The sequence below is a fragment of the Ohtaekwangia kribbensis genome, assembly GCF_042676245.1.
Classification (GTDB): Bacteria; Bacteroidota; Bacteroidia; order Cytophagales; family Cyclobacteriaceae; genus Ohtaekwangia; species Ohtaekwangia kribbensis.
The window spans coordinates 2,064,846-2,089,611 of the sequence record NZ_JBHTKA010000001.1 but is presented as its reverse complement, the minus strand read 5'-3'; the positions used below and the strand labels follow the sequence as shown (position 1 = coordinate 2,089,611).

Here is a 24,766-nt window from a genome sequence, read left to right as displayed (position 1 = left end):
CGGCAGCAGGGGCTATCAACACAAGGTCAATAAAATTAAATTTGGGTTTCATTTTAGTAGTTAAGGCCATGGCCTTTGTTAGAACATACAAGAATATATTCTAATACCATGCCAATCGAAAAAAAGAGTTACTACATCGGTTTTAAAGCCGATAAATTAACGTAAATCAACGCCAGATATGCTCGATCCGAACCGTATTGTACAAAAAGCAAAGACTTCCTCCTTCTACCTGGCCCTGCTTAACTGGTCGCTGAACCGGATGATTCCCTTTAACAAGCCACACGGTTTCCGGATATTGGAAATTGGTGATCATCACTTGAGAACGCTGATCCCTTACCGGAGAAGGAACTTTAACCACATTCGTGGGTTGCATGCCTGTGCGCTCGCTACGATCTCGGAATTTACCACGGGTTTCCTACTGGTCAGTAAACTGGACGCCAAGAAGTATCGCCTCATTATGCAACGCCTGGAAATGGATTATCATTACCAGGGAAAGATGAATGCAACAGCAACTTTTACGATCTCGGAAGACTGGTTGCAACAACAGATATACGACCCCTTGAAAACGCAGGATGCTGTTGTGATTATCTGTGAAATAAAGATTCACGATGAACAGGGAAATCATCTTACAACGGGAAAAGTATACTGGCAAATAAAGGACTGGCAGAAAGTTAAAACAAGACTTTCGGCATAGGTGCTAATCGTTTGAAGATTCACAGGAATACACTAAATTTCTTATACTAAACTGACGTGTATGCGAAGGATTGATCAGTTGCTATTGGAGTATGGCGAGAGTCATCAGAATGAAACAAATAAATCTATACACTGGATTTGTGTGCCGCTGATATTCTTCAGCATTGTAGGGTTGATCGCTTCTATTCCTTCGCAGGCTGTACAATCCGTATTGGGCGAAGGAAATGTATATGCCAACTGGGCAACGGTTGTGCTGGTGCTTGTTACTATATATTATGTAACACTTTCTATACCTTTAAGTATAGGTATGATGTTGTTTGGCGTACTGTGCCTGGCCCTTGCCAATCTTATTATACGTTTGAATATAGCCCCGCTGTGGGCGGTATGCATAGGTGTATTTGTACTGGCATGGATCGGCCAGTTCTACGGCCATAAAGTGGAAGGAAAGAAGCCATCGTTTTTTAAGGATGTTCAATTTCTGCTGATAGGCCCCGCGTGGCTCATGCATTTTGTTTATAAGAAACTCGGAATTCCGTATTGATATTGGAAGAAGCGTATTCATTTTTTGAGGGTACACCGCCCGGGGAGTATAACGAGGATTTTAGCGCAACGATCTTTCATCACGTACGTCATCTTTTTTTACAGGACGAATCGAACTGGTATACCTATTATATACTTCAGCGCGAGAATAATACCGTTCAGGCCATTATACATTTTCATATTACGGGTGAGAAGGCAAAGAGCCCGTTGCAAAGTCCGTTCGGATCGGTTTTGTTTTCAAGACATTTGCCGGTACAGGTTCTTTTTAAATTCCTGGTGTTTGTTGAAGAACAATTGCGACTGAAAGGAGTAAAACAGATCACGATAAAAAATCCGCCTGAGCTATATTTTCCCGAGAGTATGGCAGCGCTGCAAGTCTTGCTATTCAACCTGAATTACCACGTAAGCCGGGCAGAGGTAGGTTCGCTGATTCCCGTTGATAATGAAGTATATCTTGATAAGCTCGAATCCTGGGAACGAAGGAAGTATCACATGGCACTAAAGAAGGGTTGGAACGTCCGGCAGCTTTCATTGGATCATCTTGAAGACGTATACCGGTTTATTGCACGTTGCCGTGAGCTTCAATCGCGGACGTTGTCACTTTCATGGGAGCAACTGAAACGAATTGCCGATGCGTTTCCGGATCGGTTTATCCTCTTCGCTATATATCAGCAGGATGTACTGGTTGCCGCCTCGATCAATATAGTTGTTACGAAAGATGTACTCTATAATTTTTACGGAGCGCATGATCGGGAGTTTAATAAATATAGCCCGGTGGTAACGCTTATGAATGCTATGTATACTTACTGCCAGGCAAACGGGTTTACATACCTGGATCTAGGTACATCGGCCACCGGGAATGAACCTAATTTTTCACTGCTGGATTTCAAGGTGAGGTTAGGGGCAAAGTCGACACAGAAGTTAACGTTTCATAAAACGCTATGAAGCAGGCGCCACTCGTTTCGGTTATATGTCTTTGCTATAACCACGCACGCTTTGTGGAAGAGGCTATACAGTCGGTACTCGCGCAAACCTATACGAACATCCAGGTTATTGTTGTTGACGATGCCAGTAGCGATAATAGCGTAGCTGTAATTCGCGATGTCATTTATCGAAGCGGACGAACCGATATACAGTTTCTGCCGCTATCTGAAAATATAGGTAACTGCCGGGCTTTTAATCAAGGTCTGGCGTTGGCAAAAGGCGAGTATATAATTGATTTAGCTACGGACGACTATATCGTGCCGGAGCGGATTGAACGCCAGGTGGAATTCTTTTCATCATTGGATGAATCGTACGGTGTTATCTTTTCAGACGCGATCTACGTGAATGAAGAAGGTAAATTTCTATACAATCACTTTGAAGAGTTACAAAGGAAACGTCTTGTATATACGATTCCGCGTGGCGATGTGTTTAAAGATCTACTAACCACCTATTTTATATCATCTCCCGCGATGATGACTCGTAAAAAAGTATTTGATACGTTGAATGGTTATGATGAAGAACTCGCCTATGAAGATTTTGATTTTTGGGTGCGTTCATCCCGGTTGTATAAGTATAATTATACCGATGAGAAGTTAACGGTTGTGCGAAAGAGTGCGCGTTCGATGTCAACAGGTTGGTATAAAATCGGTGACAGGCAATTGCATTCTACATACCTGGTATGTCGCAAAGCTCAAAAGCTCATCCGTACACTGGAAGAAAGAAATGCTCTCATCAGTCGTGTGCGGTATGAATTGAGACAATCGATTCTCTCGGAGAATTTTTCGGAAGGTGATTTATTTTTAGCGCTGCTAAAGGAGCTCGCACCATTGTCTCTTAGCGACAGATTTTTATCTTCTATGCTGAAGTTTAAACTGCCATTAACATCCTTCCGTAATCTATATCACAGAATACGGTTCAGATAAACTATCGCGTCCACAAGCGAATCTCAATGGAAATTCTTGTCTGGTCAGGTGATGAATTTATAGCGCCACCGTGGATAAGATAAGGTGAGAATACCAGCACTTCGTTTGCCGCTGGAGAAGGACGCACTACCGTAAAATCATCTTTGATGGCCGTTACTGCCGGTACGTTAAACTTTATACCATTAATGAGTGCACCGGCAGCCGTACGTTCTATTTTCGACTCCGCCCAAAGATGACTGCCGGGAATTATCATTAATGAGGTTAATTCATTGCTGCCGGCTATGGGTATATATAGATTGATGCAGTTATCATAATCCTCCAGCCATACATCGCGGTGCAGCGGGTTGTTATCAGTTTTGCCAGGTCGTATCACACGAAAGTGAAATATAGCTTGCTGGTCAAATGGATTTTTTGCGATAACCGGAGTTTTGCAAAGTGCGCCTATCCGTTCTTCAAGCAGGTGAATCGGTACCGGGAAATCATGTACAGATAACAGTTTTGTTTTTTCAACGGCTCGTAAATGTGTTTCAAAATCCGTTGCAATCTTATGATAGTCTTGTAGGGAGAATTGATCGGTAATCGGTAACCCGGCTTCACGCCAGCAATTGATCAGAAGCGAGTATACATTTTTAGAAAACGTGGCGTAGAGGTCATCATCAAAAAGTGTCTCAATGGTATAGCCTGTTTCGTGCCAGGGTTTGTTGGCAGTGAGATCTATACTATTTTCCAGCAGAACGGAGTCAGCTCCCCATATTTTTTCACCGTGCGCCTCGTATCTGAAATGCTGTCCGTTTACTGAGTACTCCATAATGTTTACTTTCGATTATCCTCATCCATCATCATGCTATAATAACTTTGATAGCGACTCAAAGCGATAGTCTGATGTTGCACAGCATCCAGTATAGCACATTTGGGTTCGTTTATATGAATGCACCGTGCACCATATTTACACTCAAGGCGTAAGTCGCGCATCTCGGGAAAGTAGTCCGATAACTCCTGTTCGCTCATTTCTACAAGTCCCCATTCTTTAACACCGGGTGTATCAATCACAAAAGTCTTGTCATCGAGCGCAAACATTTCGGCAAAGGTGGTCGTGTGAGTACCCTTTTGTGAGAACGAAGATATATCGCCAACGGCCTGGCTAATAGACGGAGCAATGGCATTTAACAACGTAGATTTACCTACACCCGAATGCCCGGCTATAAGCGTAATTTTACCCTGAAGAATCTTCCGTATCGCTTCCGGATCATCCTGCTGCGCAGAGATAGAGAAGCAGGTAGTACCTATACTTTCATATAGTTTGATCAATTCATCCAGTTGAATCAGATCATCTTCACTGAGTAAATCGCGTTTGTTAAAAACAATGATCTGCGGAATTCGATACGCCTCAGCACTGACCAGGAAGCGATCGATAAAGCCAAGCGATGTGCGGGGCAATGCAAGTGTAACCACCAGCAACGCCTGATCTATATTAGCTGCCAGTACATGCGAGTGACCAGTCTTCTTTACAGACTTGCGCATGATATGATTGGTGCGCGGCAGAATTTCAGTGATCGAACCGATTTCATGTTCAAGATCCACGATAACATGATCGCCTACGGCTACCGGGTTTGTTTCTTTGATACCTTCCAGTCTGATCTTTCCACGTACGCGACAGTTATACTTCTTGCCGTCTTCTGCGAGCACATCATAGAATGATCCGGTAGAGCGCATGACAGTTCCCTTCATGGGGTAAAGTTAATCGTTATTCTGTTATCCGTTTAACCGTTGCAGGTTAATCGTTATTCGTGAGGAGTGTGGTTGCAGATATAGATGAACGAGGTACTTGGAAGGCGGTAGTAAAAATCCAATGGCACGAAGAACTCAAAGAAATCACGAAGATTTCACAAAGAAAAGCTATACACGAACTTGGTAAGGTATATAGCACCTCAAATTGAATCTTACGAATAACTATTAACGGATAACGATTAGCCTTGTAATGATTAACGGCTAACAACTCCCCGGCAATACTGCATGATCTTCTCCGTGGCCCCGAGGTTTTCCTCTACATAGAGTCGTGTTACATCGCAGGCTAGCAGAAAGTTTTCCGGGAGATTTAGCATTTCGAATTTTGTCTTCAGGTCGGTATAGTCGCCTACTTCAAAGGCACCACCGCGGTTTATCAGGTCGCGTGCCTCCTGGAATTTTTCGAAATTACGATTGCCAAAAAGTATAGGTACTCCATAGCAGGCTGCTTCCAGTATATTATGTAGGCCTTTGCCGAAGGCTCCCCCTATATATGCAAACTCGCCGTAACGATACAGGCGAGAGAGCATCCCTATATTATCAATAATCAGTACCTGGCAGTCGTCAAGATTCTGATGCGCTGCGGCCGCGGTATAGCGTATGGATTTTACCATGAGCGCTTTTTCAAGAGAAGCTATAAAGGGTTCGGAGATTTCGTGCGGAGCAATGATGAACTTCAGCTTGTTCTCGTTGATGAACGGAGCGAGCACTTCCATATCTTCCGGCCAGCAACTTCCTACTACCATAGTGCGCTGATCGTTCTTGAAGACTTTGGCAATTTCTATTTCACCACCTTGCTTCACGATCTGGTGTACGCGGTCAAACCGGGTGTCGCCAACGCGCTGGCTATTGGTCAGGTGGATGGATTGCAGCAGTTGTTTGGACTCATCGTTCTGAACAAAAAAGAATGAAAAGTTTTTGAGTATGCGTCTGTAAAAACCTCCATACGACTGAAAGAATAATTGGTCTTTACGAAAGATCGTTGATACGGATATCAATGGAATGCCATGTGCGTGCAGTTCTTTCGAATAATGATACCAGAATTCATACTTCACAAAGATGGCCAGCACTGGCTTGGTAATGCTGATGAATTTGCGGGCGTTGCGTTTGGTGTCTAACGGAAGGTAATAAATGTAATCAGCGTTGTTGTAATTCTTGCGCACTTCGTAGCCGGAAGGGGAGAAGAAGGTGAGCAATATTTTAATGTGTGGAAACTCGTTTTTCAGAGCTTCGATCACAGGGCGTCCCTGCTCAAATTCACCTAACGATGCACAATGAACCCACACCAGCGGAGCTGTGTCGGTAATGCAGGCCGATAACCTGCTGAAGAGCTTTTTACGGCCTGAGACAAATGCTTTTGCCTTTGGGTTGAAAGGACTTGCGAGTTTCAGGATAAACCCGAACAAACCTATAAAAACACTATACAGAACCTCCATTGGGCATAAAAATACAAACCTGAATCTAAGTGATGTGATAATTTGCACATCTTTCCTCAAAGAAAGATTACCAAATCTTATATTTTGGGATGAATTAGCGTTTAATTAAAAATTTATGAACCTACTCCAAAGAACAGCAGTTGTATTCGGACTATTTTTTGCGATTTCGATACCATCTTTTGCACAGGATGATATTGATGAGTTGTTGAGAGAAAGCATTGATGATGGTGAGAAACTGATAAATGGTTATATCTCTCCGTTCATGAAAAGTGTTTCCCTCGGATTGAACTCAGGCTGGTATAACACGGCAAAGACACACAAGCTTGTTGGTTTTGATCTTACCATTACCGCCAGCGCGATGTCGATTCCTAAAAGTGATTTGTTTTATGATGTTACCAAGTTAGGACTTACAAAAGTGGAGCTTACTCCTACATCATCTGATTACCCGAATGCGCCCACCATCTTTGGTCCTGACAGATCTCCTGTCTATAGAGAAAAAGATAATTTAACTGGTGAGACATTTGAAGGACCAGGCGGTCTTGACCTGAAAGGCGAAATTGGCAAGAACTGGATGCCGGTGCCGATGGTTACACTTGGTATAGGACTACCGAAAGGTACTGATCTGCGCGTGCGCTTTACTCCGGCTATCGACCTGGATGATGACTCTCAGTTTAAATTGTTCGGTGTGGGCGTTATGCACGATGTAAAACAATATATACCAGGTCTAAAATTATTGCCGTTCGATCTTTCCGCTTTTGTAGGCTATACCCGCCTCTCACTGGATTATAAATATACCAACACCGATATTACTACCGAGAATGCCCGTGGTGAAATGGTAATGAATGCAACTACTATACAAGCCGCTATCTCTAAAAAAGTTTCTGTCCTTACTGTATATGGTAACGTAGGTTACAACATTGCCAAGTCGAACCTGAGCATGTTGGGTAAATGGGACGTTGACAACGATGGTACGTACGAAGCACAGGAGATCGATCCGATTGATATGAAATTTGCTGCCTCTGGTCCACGTATTGGCGCGGGTTTCAGATTGAAACTTGCCGTGTTCACATTGCATGCGGATTATACTTTGCAAAAATACAATGCGCTTACTGTTGGCTTCGGTATTAACGTGCGCTAGTAGAACCTTTAAAGAATACATGTAGAATAAAAGCAACGGTTTAAGTACCGTTGCTTTTGTTTTTTAGTGGTATCGCTTTTTTAGCAGATACTGTCGTGATGCGTTTCCTTATACTAGCGTTGTTCCTGGTGCAGGCTCTTGTCGGAGCAGCACAATCCAACAATGCATACTATACTTCTTACGACAAGATCATTACCGGGCGTTTTTACTTTTCGCAGAAGTATACTTCGTTTCGATACCGGTACGATAACGAGAGCATCAACGTTCGTTACAGACCGAATACGACTTTGAATATGGGGGTAGGGGCCACATACAAGTGGGCTACACTAAACCTGGCGTATGGTTTCGGATTTCTAAACCGCGATCAGGAAAAAGGAAAGACCCGTTATCTCGACCTGCAATCGCATTTATATGGTCGAAAGCTGATCGTTGATGCTTTCGGTCAGTTTTACAACGGGTTTTACCTTGACAATGATAAACTTGCACCCGCTATAGATGGATATTACCTGCGCCCGGATATCAAGTTGCGTTTCCTTGGTGCTTCGGGGCAATATCTCTTTAACCATGAAAAGTTTTCGTATAGGGCATCCTTTCTACAAAGTGAATGGCAAAAGAAATCGGCTGGTTCGCTGTTGGTGGGACTTGAGTTTTTTCTCGGACACACCAAAGCAGATAGTGCTATGGTTCCATCAACGTTAAGTGGAGAAACTGCGGAGTCTAATCTTGACCAGGTAAATTTTATAGAGCTGGGCCCTAATGTAGGGTATGCATATACCTTTGTATTTAAAGAGCACTTCTTCGTTACCGGACAAGGAACGGTAAGTCTGGACTACGGAACCAATACCATCATCAGCAACGGAGAACGCATACGCTCATCTTCATTCAGTCCGAATTCATCGCTCAGTTTTTTTGCAGGCTATAATTCTGAAACATGGGCTTTCAGTTTTGTATTTGTTAATAAGAATATAGGGCTTGCATCGGGCAACGACAGGCGGATCGATTTTAATACTGGCAACCTGCGTTTAAACATTGTGCATCGCTTTGTGCCGCGTGGTAAAACGAAAGAAGTATTGAAGGATGTGATCCGGTAAGGTATATATATACTTTTAGATTTATTTACCTTTGAAATCCGCTTTGCGTCTTTCCATAAATGCTTTCATGCCTTCCTTCTGATCTTCTGAGGCAAACGTGAGGTAAAAATTCTTTCGCTCGAATGATAAGCCTTCGTCAAGATGTGTTTCGAATGAGCGGTTCACAGCTTCCTTAGCAAGTTGCACGGCTATAGGCGACATCTGTACAATTTCTTTGGCAAGCTGTATGGCTTCGTATAGGTACATCTCAACGGGTACTACTTTATTTACCAGGCCATAGGACAATGCTTCTTCAGCACCTATAAATCTTCCTGTGAGAACAAGCTCCATGGCTTTGGCTTTACCAACGGCTTTGGTGAGTCGCTGTGTTCCGCCAGCTCCGGGTATAACACCGATCTTGATTTCCGGTTGTCCGAACTTGGCCGTTTCAGAGGCAATGATCATATCGCACATCATAGCCAACTCACATCCGCCTCCTAAAGCAAATCCCGATACAGCTGCAATGATGGGCTTCTTTACTTTACGGATCTGGTCCCACGTGCTGAACTGATCGATCAACAACATATCAATAGCACTCTTGTCTGCCATCTGCTTTATATCAGCACCTGCGGCAAAGGCTTGTTCATTTCCGGTAATGATAATAGCGCGAACAGCATCGTTACGATCGAGTTGTTGCAGAGCATCGCGGAGTTCCTGCATCAGTTGGGGGCTCAATGCATTTAGCTCTTTCGGGCGGTACAATTGTACGAGCGCTATAGCAGGTTCGTGCTGTTCAGTAACCTTGATGAATTCCATGGGTTGCTATTTTTTATAAATGTATAAAAACGGCCTGAACGATAGAGCAACCCTATAAAAAGAGAAAAGCCCCCTTTTGCAAGGAGGCCTTTCAAACCAAAAGGCAGTACTTAAAAAAGTGTGCTATGCGTACATAAATAATATTTTGAGTGCTTTTGTAACCCTTTATCTCAATTATTTTTGCACGGAATTTTTGAACGACAAGTTTATAGACTGTAAAACAGCGTTTTACGATTAGTTTTGCACCTTTTTAAGAAAGAATGTAGTGAATTTTGTCCATGTAAAGATTTTATGGAACGCGTAAAAATATTATTTGTATGCCTCGGCAATATCTGTCGGTCGCCCCTGGCCGAGGCTGTTTTTAAGCATAAAGTGAAAGGCACAGCCCTGGAAAAACTGGTGGAGGCAGACTCCTGCGGCACGTCAAACTATCACATTGGCGACCCGCCGGATAGCCGAACCATTGCCAATGCTCTGAAGAATGGTGTAAGCATCAAGCACCTTGGCCGACAACTTTGTGTTGACGACTTCGATCAGTTCGACTATATATTGGCGATGGATCACAGCAACCACCGGAATATACTCAGGCTTTCTACCATCGATCATCATTCAGAAAAAGTAATGCTGATGCGTGATTTCGATCCGATAGGAAAAGGTATGGAAGTGCCCGACCCGTATTATGGTGGTGAACAGGGATTTCAGGAAGTGTTTGATATACTGGATCGCACGATGGACAAGTTCGTGAAACACCTGGAAGAACGTTACCTGTCGCAGCACTAAGGTCTGACCAACACTTGCAGTGTTGAGCGTGACGATTGCTCCAGGAGTACGTTCTGGTGTTTACGATATTTCTCGAACGTCTTCTCATCATAGTTTTTTACCGTGATGAGCGTAAGTCCTGTATTATAGTATACTTCGAAATGCTCCTGAAGTTTGTGAATAAGCGACAGTACTTTGTTTTCACGGAAGTCGAGGCAGAACGAAAATGATATAGCCGAGTTCTGCATTACGTTCACACGAAGATCAAGTGAAGAAAGTGCATTGAATATCTCGCTGAGATGTTGTTCGGTCACGAAGGTATAGTCTGTTACCTTACAGGAAATAAGACACTGGTTGTCTTTAAAAACGATCAGAGGTGGTAAGTCGTCCACTTTGCATTCGTGAATTTTTGTACCCGGCAGTGAAGGGTCTTCAAAATTCTTTACGAGTAAAGGAATGCCTTTGTTTGCCAAGGGCTTGATAGTTTTCGGGTGAATAACACTGGCTCCGTAGTAGGTCATCTCAGCCGCTTCCTGGAAAGGTAGTTCATCAAATACAATGGCAGCCGGCAATCGTTTCGGATCAGCGTTCATTACTCCCGGTACATCTTTCCAGATTGTAACCGAATCGGCCAGCAACGATGAAGCGAATATAGCGGCCGAAAAATCAGAGCCTTCACGACCCAGTGTTGTTGTATAGCCATCGGTTGTCTTTCCGATAAAGCCCTGGGTAACGATGATGTTCTTGTTGAGTGTTGATCGCAGCTTCTGGATGTTCGCAGTTGTTTTGTCCCAATCCACTTTTCCTTCGCGATAGCTGTCATCGGTAATAATACAACTGCCGGCATCAAGCCAATGCGAAGCTACATTCATCTCCAGCAGATAGTGGTCAACGATTACTGAAGATATAATTTCTCCCAGCGATACCACCTGGTCATATATCATGTCAAACTCACCGGTTTCGGCAAGTTCAGTCTTTAGCTCTTCAAAGCATGTATCAACAGCTTTATATGCCGCATGACCAGCCGGAAATAAATGTTGGAGGATCTCTTGATGGTACTCGTACAGCGTGCTAATTTGAGATGAAGCATTTTGACCGGCAGCAGCGATAGCATGAATCTTTTCAAGGGCATTGGTAGTCTTGCCCATGGCTGATACCACCACCAATAGTTGGTCAGGGCCATGTTGTTGAATGATGGATGCAACATTCTTTACTCCGTCAGCATTTTTCAGCGAAGCTCCTCCGAATTTAAAAACCTTCATTTTGAGTTGACTAAATCGTTTGCAAAATTAACTTTAGATAAATTTTTGAACACGCTATGCAAAGATCAATCAATAAAGCCAACACACCAAGCATTGAGACCTCCAGAATTGCACAACCGATAGGAAGTACGTTGGACCGTTTTATAAAAAGCAACCAGGATCAGTTCGCGTATGCCAGTGGAGAGCTCTCGCAGTTGTTGCGCGATATAGCGCTGGCGTCCAAAGTGGTGAACCGTGAAGTAAACAAAGCAGGCTTGATTGATATTATGGGTGCTGTTGGTTCACAGAATATGGCAGGCGATGATCAGCAGAAACTAGATGTACTCGCCAATATTCGCTTTACCCGGGCGCTGGCAAAAGGTGGCGAAGTATGCGCGCTTGTATCCGAAGAGGCCGATACTTTTGCTGATCTTAACAACGAAGGTAAATATGTAATCGCGATCGATCCGCTGGACGGTTCCTCCAACATTGATGTGAATGTTTCGATCGGCACTATATTTTCAATATATAGAAGAAAGAGCCCGGCAGGCACTCCGATTCAACAGGAGGATATACTGCAGCGCGGTGCCGATCAGGTTGCTGCCGGTTATGTTTTGTATGGCTCGTCTACCATGATGGTATATACTACCGGTCATGGTGTAAACGGTTTTACGTACGAGCCAACACTCGGTGAGTACTTTCTTTCACACCCCGATATGCGCATGCCCGCCGATGGAAAGGTATACTCCATCAACGAAGGTTCTGCCAATTCGTTTGCTCAACCGGTTAAAGAATACGTGCAGTATTGCAAAGATCAAAAATATACCGCACGCTATATAGGCTCGCTCGTAGCCGATTTTCATCGCAATATGTTAAAAGGAGGAATTTATATTTACCCGGCAACGGCAAAAGATCCGAATGGTAAATTACGCCTGATATACGAGTGCAATGCCCTCGCCTTTGTTGCCGAACAGGCAGGTGGTAAAGCTACCAACGGTTCTATGCGCATACTCGATATTGTTCCGGAGTCGCTGCACCAGCGCACCGCGTTTTATGTTGGCTCTAAAAACATGGTAGATAAATCAGGGTCGTTTGCATAACGGCACGTCTTATAGAGTTAAACGCAGGTGTCTTAAATATATATCGATCTAAACATTTCCTTCATGAACATACGTACCGGTATTCTGTCACTCTTGTTATTCATGTTTGTAGCTTCTGCATCGGCACAGAAAGGTTTTTCGGTTGTTGAAAAAAAGGCCGATAAGAAAATTGAGATTTTGTATGATGGTAAATTACTGACTGCTTACTGCTATTTTGATTCTACTGAGAAGCCGGTGCTCTTCCCGGTAAAAACACTAACGGGCAATGTTGTAACGCGTGGATTCCCGATAGCACCCCGCGCTGGCGAACGCACCGATCACCCGCATCATGTAGGTATATGGCTGAATTATGAAAGTGTAAATGGTCTGGATTTCTGGAACAACAGCGATGCTATAGCAAAAGAGAAGAAAGATAAATATGGATCGATCCGTCACCAACGCACGTTACTTGCCAAAGGAAGTAAAGACAAAGCTGAACTCAGAACCGTAAGTCATTGGGTAGACATCAATGGTAATGTACTGCTGGAAGAAACTACAGATTTTGTGTTCACGGCAAAAAACGGAAACTTCATTATAGATCGTGCCTGTGTTTTGAAAGCTGTAGCGCAGGAAGTTCTGTTTAAAGATGTGAAAGATGGTTTTATAGCCATACGTGTAGCCCGGGCGTTGGAAATGCCTTCGAAGCAGGAGGATAAATTTGTGGATGTACACGGTAATGTTACCGCTGTATCAAAACTTGATAACGCGGGTGTTACCGGCTTATATGTAAACAAGGAAGGCGTAACGGGCGATGCTACATGGGCTAAACGTTCCGTATGGACTTGTTTAAATGGAGAGAAAGATGGAGAGAAAATTTCCATCGCGATTATCGATCATCCTAAAAATGTCGGGTATCCTACCTATTGGCACGCACGCGGTTATGGGTTGTTTGCTGCGAACCCGTTAGGACAAAAGATTTTCAGCGAAGGAAAAGAAGAGTTAAACCTGAAATTATCGAAAGATCAAACCACGCAATTTCAATATAGAATTGTGGTTCATGCCGGAAAAGGTCTTACTACAACAGACTTGAATACGCTGGCAGATAACTTTGCTGCTGGCAAATGATATATATCCGTTGAGAGGAAGCATACTACTACTTTCTCTCAACGTGAATACATTATTTTGTTTCTTTTTCTTTAGCTCCGGTCAGAATATCAGGAGCGTGCTTTTGAATAAGCTCGTACCATTTCACCAGTTTCTTGATATCAGAAACATATACCCGGTTCTCATCATACTCCGGCAGTACAGCTTTCAAAAAAGATTTCAACTCAGCTCCGTCTGAGTTTGAGTCAACCCCGAGGTCGTTGCCAAAATCGGTATGAATTTTCTTCAGAACATTTTCAAGTGCTACGGTGCCTTCTTTGGTTGTTGTATAGATAGAGATCTCATTCAACAAAGAAAGTTTGTTATTGGCTGTCGCTATCACTTTTGTTTTGGTATCGTCCAGCGACTCCAGGATCACCCCTGATTTAGTAGGTGCCATTACTTTAAAGAGTCCTCCCTTTCCGGAGATCGTTGCTATTTCCGCTAAAGTCATATTATAATTATAATGCGCGCAAAGCTAACTAAAACAAAAAGCAGGCAAAAGTTGATAATGAAAATAGTGAAAAGGATTGCGTGCAGTGCGTGCGTTGACTATCCCTGTTGTTTGTAAACTTTCAGGGCATCGTCTATAAAGTCGAGCAGTTCATCGCGGCCGGTTTTCTTTTCCGATGATGTAATAATCATGGGCGGAAGTTCTTCCCAATCGGCCAGCACGGCTTTTTTGAATTGCTGAACATTGCGTTGAAGTTCATTCAGCTTCAGCTTGTCCACTTTTGTGAACACAATGGCCAGGGGCACTCCTTTGCTTCCGGCCCAGTTGATAAAACTCAGATCACTTTTCTGTGGTTCAAGTCGTGAATCGACCAGCACAAAAATGCACGAAAGATTTTCACGCTTCTGAACATAATCTTCAATCATTTGCCCGAAACCTTCGCGTATAGTTTTGCTTACACTGGCATAACCATACCCCGGAAGATCAACCAGGTACCAGGTTTCGTTGATCAGAAAATGATTTATGGTTTGAGTTTTACCAGGCGTGGAGGAAGTCTTGGCGAGATCTTTCGTCTGCGTTAACATGTTGATTAGCGAAGACTTACCTACATTTGAACGTCCTATAAATGCGAACTCCGGCTTATCCGGTGCCGGGCATTTATGTACATCGGCATAGCTTGAAATAAACTCGGACTTCGTAATCTTCATCTGTTAAAGTAATAATTGAAGCCCAAAATACTAAGTTTGTAATAAATGTGAATTTATGGCATCAAATTTCTGCTCCAGAATCCACAGTTTTTCCTATCTTGTAGTATTATTGTGAAGCTTTTTATTCATAACTTTTAGTGTAAAAATTTTTTAAGCGATGTCCAGTATCCGAAGTGTACTGATTTTTTTGACTCTCATTGTACTAACCAAACCTGCATTTGCTCAGCAACCTCCCAAGGAGCTTGCGCAGGAGTACATGACGCAGGCGGAACTTACCTTGGAAGCTACCAAAGCTCTTGATGACGCCCGTGGTCTGGTGGTGACAGCTGCCGACCTTGATACCACTTTTATAAAGGCAAACTATGAAGCGGGGCGTCTTCATTTGATAACCATCGATAAACATCTGGCGGCAAAATACCTGTTACGTGTTTACAGACAAGATCCGTCTTACCGCTTTGATATAGAGTATTCTATCGGAAGAAGTTTTCAGTATGGAGAAAAGTTTGATGATGCTATAAAATTCTATAACCTCTATAAAGAGAAACTTGCTAAAAAATCAAACTATCAAGGTAAAGATAAAGTAGAGGAAGCTGTAGTAGATCGTGCGATCTTCGAGTGTCAGAATGCCAAAGAGTACTTCGCGAATCCCAAGAACTTCTCGATTGTAAACATTGGTCGTGAGATCAACTCTGAATACGAGGACTATGTACCCGTGTTGAATGAACAGGAAACAGAACTGTTCTTTACTACACGCAGAAGAGACGACAACTTGAACCAGAACGTGGCTGACGATAACAAGCCATGGGAAGATATATTCTTTGCCACCAAGCAAGGAAACACGTGGTCGTATGCCAAGAACATTGGTATGCCGGTTAACACACCGTATCACAACTCAAACCTCGGTTTGTCTGCAGATGGTAATACATTGTTCATTTATATGGATGACGGTGGAGGCGATATATACTATAGCGAACGTGCCAACGGTGTATGGAGCGAACCTGTACCAATGCCCGGCATTATCAACTCAAGCTTCGAAGAAAAATCAGTTTCTATATCGGCTGATGAAAAGACTTTATACTTCTCCAGTAACCGTCCCGGAGGATTCGGTGGACTCGATCTATACCGCGCTACAAAAGACAGCAAAGGAGAATGGTCGAATGTGAAGAACCTCGGCCCGAAGATCAACACCGACCTGGATGACGATGCTCCATTTATCGACTACGACCTTGTAACACTATATTTCAGTAGTAAAGGCCATAAGGGGATGGGAGGTTTCGATGTATTCAAATCAACCCTGGATGCAAAAGGTAATGAGTGGTCTGATCCGGAAAACCTTGGCTATCCGATCAACACTCCAGACAACGATATATACTTCGTGTCGTCAAAAGACAGTAAACGTGCATACTACTCTTCTGTTCGTGAAGATGGTATGGGTTATACCGATATATATATGATCACCATTCCGGACGGTCTTAAAAATCCACAACCTGCTGTAGCGAAAAATCCGGAGCCTCCCAAGGATACCGCACAAACAACAACAGAACCAGTTGTAGTGAAGAACGAACCGAAGACCGACCCGGTAGTAGTAACGCCAACGGAGCCGAAGAACAATCCTACGAAGAACGAGCCTAAGACTGAGCCGAAAACAGAGCCTAAGAACGAACCGAAAAAGGAGCCTAAGAAACCAATCGTTCCGCTCAAGTACGTTGTAACGGTACTCGATGCCGCAGACAAATCGCCATTGGATGCTAAAGTAAAACTGGTAGGCGCGAAGGATAATATAATTGTAGGTTCTACATCACAAGGCAATGGTGTATATGAATTCACGATCAAGAACGCACAGGCTAAAGATTACAGACTGTCGATCGATCGCGATGGCTATGCATTCCAGAATATGAATGTAAAAATTCAGGGTGCTACAACCGAAGAGAAAGTAGTTACGCGCACCATTGAGTTGCGTAAACTTTCGGTAGGTGTTACGTCAATCCTCCGCAATATTTACTTTGATTTCGACAAGGCTACATTTGAGACAGAGTCCTATACCGAACTCAATAAACTGGAAGCAATGATGCGTACCAATAACAACATGACCATCGAGCTTGCCGGTCACACCGATGCTATCGGAACAAAAGCCTATAACATGTACCTCTCGCAAAAACGCGCGGAGGCTGTAAAAGATTATCTCACCAAGAAAGGTATTGATACCCGCAGAATCAAAGCGGTTGGTTACGGTAAAAGTAAACCACTTGCCAGCAACGATGATGAGTCGGAGGGCCGCGAACTTAACCGCAGGGTGGAATTTAAGGTCCTCTCGAATTGACGAAGCGTTAATCGTTATCCGTTTTCGTTAGCCGAAAGTACGCAACGAATAACGGATAACCGGTAACGATTAACGATTCACATATTTCATTCCTATCATCAAACCATCTACCTTCGTCCCGGTTTATTACAGGTGAGATGGTAGTTCCGTATAAAGAAGAAAACACAGGCAAGAAAGAGCAGGTAGCGAAGATGTTTGATAACATCAGTCACCGCTATGATTTTCTTAATCATTTTTTGAGTCTGGGCATTGATAAAGGCTGGCGCAAAAAAGCTATACAACACCTCAAACCATTTAAGCCCAAGCAATTGCTGGATGTAGCTACCGGCACAGGCGACTTCGCCATTCAGGCGCTTACACTCAATCCGGACAAGATCATTGGCATTGATATTTCGGCAGGGATGCTGGAGGTAGGGAAGAAGAAAGTAGCGGAGAGACGCCTGACCGATCGCATTGAATTGCAACTCGGTGATTCTGAAAATATTCCGTTTGCCGACAATACATTTGATGCCGTGACGGTGGCGTTTGGCGTTCGTAATTTTGAGAACCTGGAGCGTGGTCTTCGCGAAATTTATCGTGTATTGAAGCCTGGTGGACAATTAGTGGTGCTCGAATTTTCAAGGCCGCGAAAATTTCCTTTCCGACAGGTATATAATTTTTATTTTAAATTCGTTTTGCCTAAGATCGGTAGAGCGGTATCCAGTGATAAAGCTGCTTATACGTATCTCCCTGAATCTGTAGAGGCTTTTCCGGATGGTGAAAATTTTCTTCACATCCTTAATATTGTTGGATTTAAACATGCGAAATGCAGAACACTCACATTTGGAGTAAGCTCAATCTATACCGGCTCAAAGTAATCTTTGCTGTTGTACTTATGGTATGCGCGGCCACAGCGCATGCTCAGATACAACGCACCACGCGCTGGGTGCAGAAGAATAACCCTAACTATGACGATCGTAAATTAACCTATGGTTTTCTCATCGGGTTGCATACTTCTACTTACCAGTTAAAATATTCCGATCAGTTTGTAACGTCTAAATTCGATACCGTTCATTCGGTGGTCGGGGCATGGTCTGCAGGTTTTTCGTTGGGCTTTATTGTGAATTACAGACTCGATGATCAGCTCGATCTGCGCCTCACACCCAAGGTAGGATTCTACGAACACAAAGTCAGCTATATCTATACCGATGACACCCCACGCGATGATCAGTTGGTGGAAAGTACAATGGTTGAATTCCCGGTGTTGCTGAAGTATAAATCGCAGCGCAGAGGGAATATTCGTATGTATATGATTGGTGGTGTGGTACCTGCGCTCGAAGCATCCGGTAAAAAGAAAACCGAAGAACGCGAGCTGGGTATAAGAACTTCCAACATCAGTCTTGATGCCGGGTTCGGTTTCGATCTATACTATCCGCTGTTCAAGTTTTCGCCGGAGATACGCTTCTCCAGGGGAATTGTAAATATGCTCGATCGCACAACCGATGCATACGGTGCTCCGTTGAAACGTATCAACACGAATACGGTAACACTGTATCTTCTCTTCCAGTAAGTATATATAGTATATGCAAAAACGAATTGCTTTGATCACCGGAGCTACATCCGGCATTGGTGAAGCCACAGCAAGGCTATTGGCCGCGAATAACTTTAACCTGATACTCTGTGGCCGCAGGCAGGATCGACTGGATAAACTTCAGACTGAACTGGGTAAGTTGACATCCACCACTACGCTTTCATTTGATGTACGCAACCAGCAATCTGTTGCCAATGCTATAGCATCGTTACCGGATGCCTGGAAGGGAATAGATGTACTGGTGAATAATGCCGGTAATGCGCATGGTCTGGATCCTATTCAAAATGGAAGCATTGAAGATTGGGACGCCATGATCGATATCAACGTCAAAGGACTTCTCTATGTATCAAAGGCTGTATTGCCGGTAATGACTGAGCGGAAGTCAGGTCATATTATTAATCTTGGTTCTATAGCAGGCAAAGAAGTATACCCGAACGGCAATGTATACTGTGCCAGTAAATTTGCTGTAGATGCACTCACGCGCGGTATGCGTATCGACTTGAATGCATTTGGTATAAAAGTTACTTCGATAAATCCCGGCATGGTCGAGACCGAGTTCTCAGTTGTTCGATTTAAAGGCGATAAAGAGAAAGCTGATTTGACCTATAAAGGACTCATACCGCTTACAGGTAAAGATATAGCCGATATAATCTTATATGTATTGCAGGCTCCTCCTCATGTTCAGCTTGCGGATATCACCGTTTTCCCAACAGCACAGGCGAGCAGTACCGTGGTGAAGCGAAACTGATTCTTACTGGATATATTATATAAACTTCAACAGGGTGGGAGTGTCGATATCGTGCTTGCCTTCAAATTCAATCAGGGTTGGCTCAATGCCCAGCGTTGATGAAACGGATTTCATTTCAGCAAAACGGGTGTCATTTATAAACGGGTCAGATTTTCCGTATACCAGGTATGTCTCCTTATCTTTTAATATAGATTCACTTTCCTTGAAATTCATGTCGGGTGGAAATATACCGGCCCACAGGATGAGTCGTTGAAAGTTTACGTTGCCATGTGTCACCCATCGGGAAACTGTTGCCGATCCTTGTGAAAACCCCAGCATGGTAACGGGTATATTTATACCAGCAGGAATTTCTTTATGATAGAGTGCATCGAGGTATGCTATATAATTGTCGATATCCATCAGCCTGTTTTCCTTCGTCATCCAGGTTGCGCCTACGCGATTGTTGCCGCTTTGCATGCGTGATGTTACATCTTCCAGGTAAAAACGCGATAGTGCCTCCGGGGCAATAACGCATACGTTGTGCGCTTCCAATGCTTTGAATTTCTGAATGAAATACTGCGCTAGTTGCCCGTAGCCGTGCAGTACAAACCATACCTGGCGTGTAGCCGGTGTTACCGCTCCCAGTTTATAGTAACGTGCGCTACAGTTGAAAGAGAGTTCTTGCTGTTCCATGTTACGAAAGGTATAAATAAAAAAGCCTTCCCGCGGGGGGAAGGCTTTTTCTATGACGAAGATCAGTTAAATCTTATCGTTTAAAACCAAGTGCGCTACCTCCGCAATATGAAGAGGAACCATCAAACGTATACTGGATATAGTATATACCGGTGGTGTTGCAAGGGTATGCTATAGCAGAGATAAACTGGCCGTTTACTTTGCTGGTAGCAACTTTGTTACGGTTTGAATCAAAGAGGCTCACCACGATACCATCCGTTGGTTCTTTTGGTGCGCAGATGTTGATCATATACTGTGTGCCTTTGGTGAACACATAAGAATACTCAACGAAATCTTTTCCTCCCTTTTCAATTTTATAGCTTTTCAAAAAATTGAAGCCCGCTGCCAGCTTAGGGATACACTGGTTGCTCATAGCTTCAGAGTTGCACTGTCCGATAACATCTAACGTGCTTAGAACGCATACGGATAGAGCAATGAGTATTAACTTTTTCATAGTGCAAATAAAATTATACTTGGCTTATTATGCTATTATCTTGTTTCTGATAGAAGATGTTGCAGCGCTGATGCTGGCGATGTCTTCCGGTGTTATTTCAATGGTACTAGTACTGTTGTCTTTAATTACCATTACACCGTCAACAACTTCAAAAGTAGATTCTTTATAGGTATAAGTAATCTTTACTTTGTCGTATATCTTCTTCAACTCTTCCATGTCTTTCAACAATGATGCCATATTCTGGTCAGTGTCTTTATAGAAGGAGAGAAGCAGCATAATGTTTTCAAGAATGATTTTCTGCTCACCGATTGTTTCTTTCAGTTGCTGGTTACCTGGATTAGCAGATGCCACACCACAAGTAATGTGAAGCGCTTCCAACCATCCACCGGTAAGGAACAATACGCTGAGGTTTGCACGATCCTGTGTTTGCAGATAGCTATTGATCGTGTTGAAGTTCTGTGTAGTGATGAGCAAAAGTGAATCGAGGTTTTTGCTGTTGGTAGCTAACCTGGCGATAGTTTCAATATCAAAAAACTGTCCGATGCTTAATCCATCCGCCAGCCCTTTAATGGAGGTCATATATTTTGCTCCATCTTTACTCTGCTCATAGATGTTGGTATAGCCAAGGTCAGTACCATATATACCAAGATTAAGAGCTTTCTTATAGTTGGTGTTATACTTGGATGCATTATCTGCTGAGTTCAGAAAAGCAGGGTTATACGTTTTACCTGATTCTTTCAGCAATACTGAAATTTCCAACGGGCTGGGTATCTGTTGGAGAATGTCACCAATAACTTCTTTCGAAATAGGTGTTTCCTCTGCAGTGGCGGTCGTGTCCGGCTTGTCTTCCGTGAAAATGGGCTCATCCGTTTTCTTACCGCATCCAGCGACTGTAAAGAGTGCCAGGATCAACCCGATAAGTAGTATTCTCATAAATATAAAATTATACAGTTACAAAGTTAAAAATTAAGCATTCCGCGCCAAAAAGTTACGTTGTTGCTTTAATTCTTTTTCTGTGAAGTTCCTTTCATCTTGCCGGAAACCTTGTCAAAAGAGTTAATCAGTTTGCGTAACAATTCGAAATATAAAGTGACATACAGGATGACGGTCATTAACCAGATCACCAGTATATCGAAGGTATACGTACTAATGGATGTGCCGAATATTTTTTTCACCGGTGCAAAGAATGGCGTCCGGTAATTCAATAGTCCTTCTGGTTTGGGGTCAAGGAAAATAGGATTGATCTGCTGGATCAGCTCACCATTGTATTCGATGATGCGTTCCTTTTCCGTAACGTTCTTTACAAGGTCAGCGAGACTCTCGTTGTAGTATGCATCCTTCAACTGATTGATGTTCTTGCCGGCTTTTTCGATCGTAGCAAACTTGGCTTCGCGCTTCGCTACTGCTTTGTTATACGTTCCCTGATAGAACGTTTTATAGGCTGCAAAAAACTCTTCAAGTTTTTTGTTAAAAGCAGGTGTAAAATCTTTCAGTGTCCACGGGGCAGCAAGTTCTTTCTCCAGTCCTTTCTTGAAAAAGTCATCCTGCAAAGTAGACTGTATAACATATAAATCTTTTTGCATGATGAGTCTCACGGAGTCATTCTTCTCATTGATGTTTTCAGAAATGAATCTCCGCTTCTTGTCCAATTCATCCACCAGGAATGAAGAGTGGAAATCCGATAATGCTTCAAGTCTGTCATCATCATAGAATGGCTCTTCATACGAGTTGTTCTTGAAATGATATACCGCCATCGCTTCATACGCCCAGCGTGAAGCCATCATATCGGCTACCACAGGAACTTTGCCTTTGGTACTGATCAGATCGTTCAGCTTATCAAAGTTGAAGAGCAGACCGCTTAGTATCATTTGTGGAATCAGCAGCAATGGTATCATTACATATACCGTTACAGCCGAGTTGAATGCTGATGAAATGTTAAGTCCGAGCACACTGGCGAAACATGATGTAGTAAACAACACGAGCCAGAAGGGGAGAAGCATGCTCCACTCGATTTCAAGGATCAGGTTACCGATCAATACAAACGTAAAGGTTTGTATAGCCGAAAGTGTAAAGAGTATAACAAGCTTCGACATGAGATAACTGTTCCAACTTAAATTGAGGAATGATTCTCTGCGAAGTATCTTCCGATCACGGATGATCTCTTCGGCACTCACTGTAAGGCCCATGAACAACGCTACAATTATACTCATGAGCATAAAGGCAGGGAAATTCTCGTTGAAGCGGAATATATACTCTCTGCCGCCCGGTGCACTTTTATACTTGATGATGAACGCCAGGATCAACGCGAGCAACGGAGCTTCCAGCAGGTTAATAAGCAGGTATTGCTTGTTGCTGAGTTTGGCGAGTGTATCGCGCGTAGCAAAAATTATAGTTTGCTTGATGCGAGTCGGGAGCGTAAGCGAATGTGGAGGTTCTTCTTTAATGTCCTCTACCCTGGTTATTTTAAAACGCTCTTTGTACAAGTCATACCATTGTGGAGGAGTGATCTTACGCTTGCTAGTAGGCTGACCGTATTCATCAACCACCTTCGCTTCAATGATGTTGAAGATCTGCTCCGGGTTAACGTTACCACATGTCTCACACTGTCCGCGGTTACTGTCAACCTGGTGGGTTGATTTCTTAAAGTAGGTTACTGCTTCTACCGGAGGACCGTAGTATGCAGGGTATCCACCGGTATCCATAATCACCATCTTGTCAAACATCTTGTAGATATCGGATGATGGCTGGTGAATAACCACGAATATAAGTTTACCCTTGAAGGATAATTCTTTCAGTAAGTCAATTACGTTTTCAGAGTCGCGCGAAGAAAGTCCCGATGTAGGTTCATCGAGGAAAAGTATAGCAGGCTCGCGTATCAACTCCAATGCAATGTTCAGGCGTTTACGTTGTCCACCGCTGATGGTCTTGTCCAACGGGTTCCCTACACGAAGGTCTTTGCGTTGATCAAGGCCGAGGTTCTCAAGTACCTCCATCACGCGCGTGTGTAGTTGCTCTTCGGTAAAGTGAGCAAAGCAAAGCTTCGCGTTATAGTATAAATTTTCGTAAACCGTAAGCTCTTCAATCAACAGATCGTCCTGCGATACATAGCCGATAACACCGTGTATCTTATCTTTCTGCGTATGTATATCGAAACCGTTGATCAGTATTTGTCCTTTGGAGGGCTCTACCAATCCGGCCATTACGTTCAGCAACGTAGTTTTACCGGCACCACTGGCACCCATTATACCGATCAGTTTTCCGGGGCCTTCAGCGATCAACACGTTACGCAGACCGATAGCGCCATTCGGGAATTTTAATTCATCGATAATAGCGTTGAAGGAAAGCTTGGTGGTTTTTAACTCCTCGTTGTAGTTGGCAACAAGGTCGCTATAATATAGTGCATCACCGGCTTGTGTCTTAATGGTGCTACCATGCGAGAAAAGATATACCCGGTTCGGTTGCATGGTAAAACCGTTGAGTATATTCAGCTCTTCGCCCAGGTATTTTGTGAAATACATTTCAACACTCTGCACGCGCATAAAGATCAGGTTACCCTGTATATGGCCGTGTACGTGTTTATATAGTTTACCTTCTTCTGCCTTGTGATTAGAGTTGAGAAGAAGTATATCAGCAAAATTCAGGGATGAAGAATCTTCCGAGCGTATAAAGCTTTCAATGAGATCGTATTCTCCCTGGATTATATTAAATACGGTGGAGACGGTGTTGATGATCTCCATCCGTTGCGGACTAAAGTTTTTATCGGTACTTACCAGCTCCAGCAATTTTATTAATACAACGACCTTCTGTTTCTGAGTAAGGGTTTTGTTGATCTTCTTACAGATACCAAGTGTCTTAACAGAGTCTTTTACAGAAGTGAGTTTCTTCTTTCCGTCTTCATCATCGTCTGCTTTACCGTATCCGGAGAATTGATCGTAGAGGTCCAGATACTCTTTAACGGAGTCCTGGTCTAGTTCAGTCTGGAAAAAGGTGATGACGTACAGACGCTCGCGCTCTGTAACACCGCCATCCTGTTTTGTTATAATTGCAAAAAGTTGTGTGAGGGCTTTGAGTATTTCTTCACTCATAGGTTAGATATAGCAATTTTATAAAGGTATAAAAAAATATCGGCTACCAGTCCCTTCAGAACACCTCTTTCCGGGTTCGTTTGTTGACTGGTAACCGATTCATCCTTAGG

General features: G+C 43.3%; 24 protein-coding genes. 13 read left to right on the top strand and 11 right to left on the bottom strand.

All coding sequences use genetic code 11. The annotated features are described in order from the left end of the window. The first annotated feature begins 178 nt into the window (after window positions 1–178). The 4 genes from ACFQ21_RS08445 to ACFQ21_RS08430 are packed head-to-tail and all read left to right on the top strand — an operon-like array spanning window position 179 to window position 3,140. Window positions 179–694: a DUF4442 domain-containing protein gene (locus ACFQ21_RS08445; protein ID WP_377577585.1), complete on the top strand. Its 516-nt coding sequence runs from the start codon at window positions 179–181 to the stop codon at window positions 692–694. A gap of 60 nt (window positions 695–754) precedes the next feature. Next, window positions 755–1,234: an Mpo1 family 2-hydroxy fatty acid dioxygenase gene (locus tag ACFQ21_RS08440; RefSeq protein ID WP_377577582.1), complete on the top strand. Its 480-nt coding sequence runs from the start codon at window positions 755–757 to the stop codon at window positions 1,232–1,234. Further along, window positions 1,231–2,178 carry a GNAT family N-acetyltransferase gene (locus tag ACFQ21_RS08435; protein WP_377577579.1) on the top strand — a complete coding sequence of 316 codons (948 nt, stop codon included), beginning with the start codon at window positions 1,231–1,233 and terminating at the stop codon, window positions 2,176–2,178. The genes ACFQ21_RS08440 and ACFQ21_RS08435 overlap by 4 nt, the downstream gene beginning before the upstream one ends. Next, window positions 2,175–3,140: a glycosyltransferase gene (locus tag ACFQ21_RS08430; RefSeq protein WP_377577576.1), complete on the top strand. Its 966-nt coding sequence runs from the start codon at window positions 2,175–2,177 to the stop codon at window positions 3,138–3,140. The genes ACFQ21_RS08435 and ACFQ21_RS08430 overlap by 4 nt, the downstream gene beginning before the upstream one ends. Before the next feature lies 1 nt (window position 3,141). Here the strand turns inward: ACFQ21_RS08430 and ACFQ21_RS08425 are convergent, their stop codons facing one another. The 3 genes from ACFQ21_RS08425 to ACFQ21_RS08415 all read right to left on the bottom strand — a co-directional run bounded on the left by ACFQ21_RS08425 (window position 3,142) and on the right by ACFQ21_RS08415 (window position 6,361). Continuing rightward, a complete protein-coding gene (locus ACFQ21_RS08425; RefSeq protein ID WP_377577574.1) occupies window positions 3,142–3,948 on the bottom strand; it encodes a phytanoyl-CoA dioxygenase family protein in 807 nt (268 codons plus the stop codon). Between the two features lie 5 nt (window positions 3,949–3,953). Further along, window positions 3,954–4,868 carry a ribosome small subunit-dependent GTPase A gene (rsgA, locus tag ACFQ21_RS08420; protein WP_377577571.1) on the bottom strand — a complete coding sequence of 305 codons (915 nt, stop codon included), beginning with the start codon at window positions 4,866–4,868 and terminating at the stop codon, window positions 3,954–3,956. 254 nt (window positions 4,869–5,122) lie between these two features. Beyond that, window positions 5,123–6,361 carry a 3-deoxy-D-manno-octulosonic acid transferase gene (locus ACFQ21_RS08415; RefSeq protein ID WP_377577568.1) on the bottom strand — a complete coding sequence of 413 codons (1,239 nt, stop codon included), beginning with the start codon at window positions 6,359–6,361 and terminating at the stop codon, window positions 5,123–5,125. A 115-nt stretch (window positions 6,362–6,476) separates the two neighbouring features. On the opposite strand from ACFQ21_RS08415, the gene ACFQ21_RS08410 reads away from it, so the two are divergent. Next, complete coding sequence (locus tag ACFQ21_RS08410) at window positions 6,477–7,499, top strand: DUF6588 family protein (RefSeq protein WP_377577566.1); 1,023 nt, start codon at window positions 6,477–6,479, stop codon at window positions 7,497–7,499. A gap of 98 nt (window positions 7,500–7,597) precedes the next feature. Next, window positions 7,598–8,590, top strand: a complete 993-nt coding sequence (locus ACFQ21_RS08405; protein WP_377578292.1) for a DUF4421 domain-containing protein — start codon at window positions 7,598–7,600, stop codon at window positions 8,588–8,590. A gap of 21 nt (window positions 8,591–8,611) precedes the next feature. On the opposite strand, the gene ACFQ21_RS08400 is transcribed toward ACFQ21_RS08405, so the two are convergent. Next, window positions 8,612–9,385, bottom strand: coding sequence for an enoyl-CoA hydratase-related protein (locus ACFQ21_RS08400; protein ID WP_377577563.1), 774 nt, complete (start codon window positions 9,383–9,385; stop codon window positions 8,612–8,614). Between the two features lie 291 nt (window positions 9,386–9,676). Here ACFQ21_RS08400 and ACFQ21_RS08395 point away from each other — a divergent pair, with 291 nt between their 5' ends. Next, entirely contained in the window at window positions 9,677–10,165 is a 489-nt protein-coding gene (locus ACFQ21_RS08395; RefSeq protein WP_377577560.1) for a low molecular weight protein-tyrosine-phosphatase, read from the top strand. Here the strand turns inward: ACFQ21_RS08395 and ACFQ21_RS08390 are convergent. Beyond that, on the bottom strand, window positions 10,162–11,406 hold the full coding sequence (locus ACFQ21_RS08390; RefSeq protein WP_377577557.1) for an aspartate kinase: 1,245 nt from the start codon (window positions 11,404–11,406) through the stop codon (window positions 10,162–10,164). The genes ACFQ21_RS08395 and ACFQ21_RS08390 overlap by 4 nt on opposite strands. A 56-nt stretch (window positions 11,407–11,462) precedes the next feature. Between ACFQ21_RS08390 and fbp the strand changes: the two genes are divergently transcribed. Beyond that, entirely contained in the window at window positions 11,463–12,485 is a 1,023-nt protein-coding gene (fbp, locus tag ACFQ21_RS08385) for a class 1 fructose-bisphosphatase (RefSeq protein ID WP_377577554.1), read from the top strand. 63 nt (window positions 12,486–12,548) lie between these two features. After that, window positions 12,549–13,589 (top strand): DUF6807 domain-containing protein, encoded by a 1,041-nt coding sequence (locus ACFQ21_RS08380; RefSeq protein WP_377577552.1) that lies wholly within the window; start codon window positions 12,549–12,551, stop codon window positions 13,587–13,589. Between the two features lie 52 nt (window positions 13,590–13,641). On the opposite strand, the gene ACFQ21_RS08375 is transcribed toward ACFQ21_RS08380, so the two are convergent. Together ACFQ21_RS08375 and yihA are read right to left on the bottom strand one after the other, a co-directional pair. Next, window positions 13,642–14,061, bottom strand: a complete 420-nt coding sequence (locus tag ACFQ21_RS08375) for a DUF5606 family protein (protein ID WP_377577549.1) — start codon at window positions 14,059–14,061, stop codon at window positions 13,642–13,644. A gap of 98 nt (window positions 14,062–14,159) precedes the next feature. Next, window positions 14,160–14,768 carry a ribosome biogenesis GTP-binding protein YihA/YsxC gene (gene yihA / locus ACFQ21_RS08370; RefSeq protein ID WP_377577546.1) on the bottom strand — a complete coding sequence of 203 codons (609 nt, stop codon included), beginning with the start codon at window positions 14,766–14,768 and terminating at the stop codon, window positions 14,160–14,162. 157 nt (window positions 14,769–14,925) lie between these two features. Between yihA and ACFQ21_RS08365 the strand changes: the two genes are divergently transcribed. The 4 genes from ACFQ21_RS08365 (at window position 14,926) to ACFQ21_RS08350 (ending at window position 19,406) form a co-directional block, all read left to right on the top strand. Then, window positions 14,926–17,088 carry an OmpA family protein gene (locus tag ACFQ21_RS08365; protein WP_377577543.1) on the top strand — a complete coding sequence of 721 codons (2,163 nt, stop codon included), beginning with the start codon at window positions 14,926–14,928 and terminating at the stop codon, window positions 17,086–17,088. 137 nt (window positions 17,089–17,225) lie between these two features. Continuing rightward, window positions 17,226–17,945: a bifunctional demethylmenaquinone methyltransferase/2-methoxy-6-polyprenyl-1,4-benzoquinol methylase UbiE gene (gene ubiE, locus ACFQ21_RS08360; protein WP_377577540.1), complete on the top strand. Its 720-nt coding sequence runs from the start codon at window positions 17,226–17,228 to the stop codon at window positions 17,943–17,945. Further along, window positions 17,894–18,637 (top strand): type IX secretion/gliding motility protein PorT/SprT, encoded by a 744-nt coding sequence (gene porT, locus ACFQ21_RS08355; RefSeq protein ID WP_377577537.1) that lies wholly within the window; start codon window positions 17,894–17,896, stop codon window positions 18,635–18,637. Before ubiE ends, porT begins: the two co-directional genes overlap by 52 nt. A 13-nt stretch (window positions 18,638–18,650) precedes the next feature. Continuing rightward, the gene (locus ACFQ21_RS08350) at window positions 18,651–19,406 is read left to right on the top strand and encodes an SDR family NAD(P)-dependent oxidoreductase (protein WP_377577534.1); all 756 of its coding nucleotides are present in this window, start codon (window positions 18,651–18,653) and stop codon (window positions 19,404–19,406) included. 15 nt (window positions 19,407–19,421) lie between these two features. Here the strand turns inward: ACFQ21_RS08350 and ACFQ21_RS08345 are convergent, their stop codons facing one another. The 4 genes from ACFQ21_RS08345 to ACFQ21_RS08330 all read right to left on the bottom strand — a co-directional run bounded on the left by ACFQ21_RS08345 (window position 19,422) and on the right by ACFQ21_RS08330 (window position 24,656). Further along, on the bottom strand, window positions 19,422–20,078 hold the full coding sequence (locus ACFQ21_RS08345; protein ID WP_377577531.1) for an alpha/beta hydrolase: 657 nt from the start codon (window positions 20,076–20,078) through the stop codon (window positions 19,422–19,424). 73 nt (window positions 20,079–20,151) lie between these two features. Then, window positions 20,152–20,571: a hypothetical protein gene (locus ACFQ21_RS08340; protein WP_377577528.1), complete on the bottom strand. Its 420-nt coding sequence runs from the start codon at window positions 20,569–20,571 to the stop codon at window positions 20,152–20,154. A 27-nt stretch (window positions 20,572–20,598) separates the two neighbouring features. Next, window positions 20,599–21,504 (bottom strand): hypothetical protein, encoded by a 906-nt coding sequence (locus ACFQ21_RS08335; RefSeq protein WP_377577525.1) that lies wholly within the window; start codon window positions 21,502–21,504, stop codon window positions 20,599–20,601. A gap of 68 nt (window positions 21,505–21,572) precedes the next feature. Beyond that, window positions 21,573–24,656 carry an ATP-binding cassette domain-containing protein gene (locus ACFQ21_RS08330; protein ID WP_377577522.1) on the bottom strand — a complete coding sequence of 1,028 codons (3,084 nt, stop codon included), beginning with the start codon at window positions 24,654–24,656 and terminating at the stop codon, window positions 21,573–21,575. Window positions 24,657–24,766 lie beyond the last annotated feature (110 nt).

Coding starts and splice junctions, on each gene's coding strand:
- ACFQ21_RS08340 (WP_377577528.1), bottom strand. CDS start 20,571: ATGAAAAAGTTAATACTCATTGCTCTATCCGTATGCGTTCTAAGCACG.
- ACFQ21_RS08380 (WP_377577552.1), top strand. CDS start 12,549: ATGAACATACGTACCGGTATTCTGTCACTCTTGTTATTCATGTTTGTA.
- rsgA (WP_377577571.1), bottom strand. CDS start 4,868: ATGAAGGGAACTGTCATGCGCTCTACCGGATCATTCTATGATGTGCTC.
- ACFQ21_RS08345 (WP_377577531.1), bottom strand. CDS start 20,078: ATGGAACAGCAAGAACTCTCTTTCAACTGTAGCGCACGTTACTATAAA.
- ACFQ21_RS08415 (WP_377577568.1), bottom strand. CDS start 6,361: ATGGAGGTTCTGTATAGTGTTTTTATAGGTTTGTTCGGGTTTATCCTG.
- ACFQ21_RS08405 (WP_377578292.1), top strand. CDS start 7,598: ATGCGTTTCCTTATACTAGCGTTGTTCCTGGTGCAGGCTCTTGTCGGA.
- ACFQ21_RS08395 (WP_377577560.1), top strand. CDS start 9,677: ATGGAACGCGTAAAAATATTATTTGTATGCCTCGGCAATATCTGTCGG.
- ubiE (WP_377577540.1), top strand. CDS start 17,226: ATGGTAGTTCCGTATAAAGAAGAAAACACAGGCAAGAAAGAGCAGGTA.
- ACFQ21_RS08430 (WP_377577576.1), top strand. CDS start 2,175: ATGAAGCAGGCGCCACTCGTTTCGGTTATATGTCTTTGCTATAACCAC.
- ACFQ21_RS08375 (WP_377577549.1), bottom strand. CDS start 14,061: ATGACTTTAGCGGAAATAGCAACGATCTCCGGAAAGGGAGGACTCTTT.
- ACFQ21_RS08410 (WP_377577566.1), top strand. CDS start 6,477: ATGAACCTACTCCAAAGAACAGCAGTTGTATTCGGACTATTTTTTGCG.
- ACFQ21_RS08335 (WP_377577525.1), bottom strand. CDS start 21,504: ATGAGAATACTACTTATCGGGTTGATCCTGGCACTCTTTACAGTCGCT.
- ACFQ21_RS08330 (WP_377577522.1), bottom strand. CDS start 24,656: ATGAGTGAAGAAATACTCAAAGCCCTCACACAACTTTTTGCAATTATA.
- ACFQ21_RS08350 (WP_377577534.1), top strand. CDS start 18,651: ATGCAAAAACGAATTGCTTTGATCACCGGAGCTACATCCGGCATTGGT.
- ACFQ21_RS08365 (WP_377577543.1), top strand. CDS start 14,926: ATGTCCAGTATCCGAAGTGTACTGATTTTTTTGACTCTCATTGTACTA.
- ACFQ21_RS08425 (WP_377577574.1), bottom strand. CDS start 3,948: ATGGAGTACTCAGTAAACGGACAGCATTTCAGATACGAGGCGCACGGT.
- ACFQ21_RS08445 (WP_377577585.1), top strand. CDS start 179: ATGCTCGATCCGAACCGTATTGTACAAAAAGCAAAGACTTCCTCCTTC.
- yihA (WP_377577546.1), bottom strand. CDS start 14,768: ATGAAGATTACGAAGTCCGAGTTTATTTCAAGCTATGCCGATGTACAT.
- porT (WP_377577537.1), top strand. CDS start 17,894: ATGCAGAACACTCACATTTGGAGTAAGCTCAATCTATACCGGCTCAAA.
- ACFQ21_RS08390 (WP_377577557.1), bottom strand. CDS start 11,406: ATGAAGGTTTTTAAATTCGGAGGAGCTTCGCTGAAAAATGCTGACGGA.
- fbp (WP_377577554.1), top strand. CDS start 11,463: ATGCAAAGATCAATCAATAAAGCCAACACACCAAGCATTGAGACCTCC.
- ACFQ21_RS08440 (WP_377577582.1), top strand. CDS start 755: ATGCGAAGGATTGATCAGTTGCTATTGGAGTATGGCGAGAGTCATCAG.
- ACFQ21_RS08400 (WP_377577563.1), bottom strand. CDS start 9,385: ATGGAATTCATCAAGGTTACTGAACAGCACGAACCTGCTATAGCGCTC.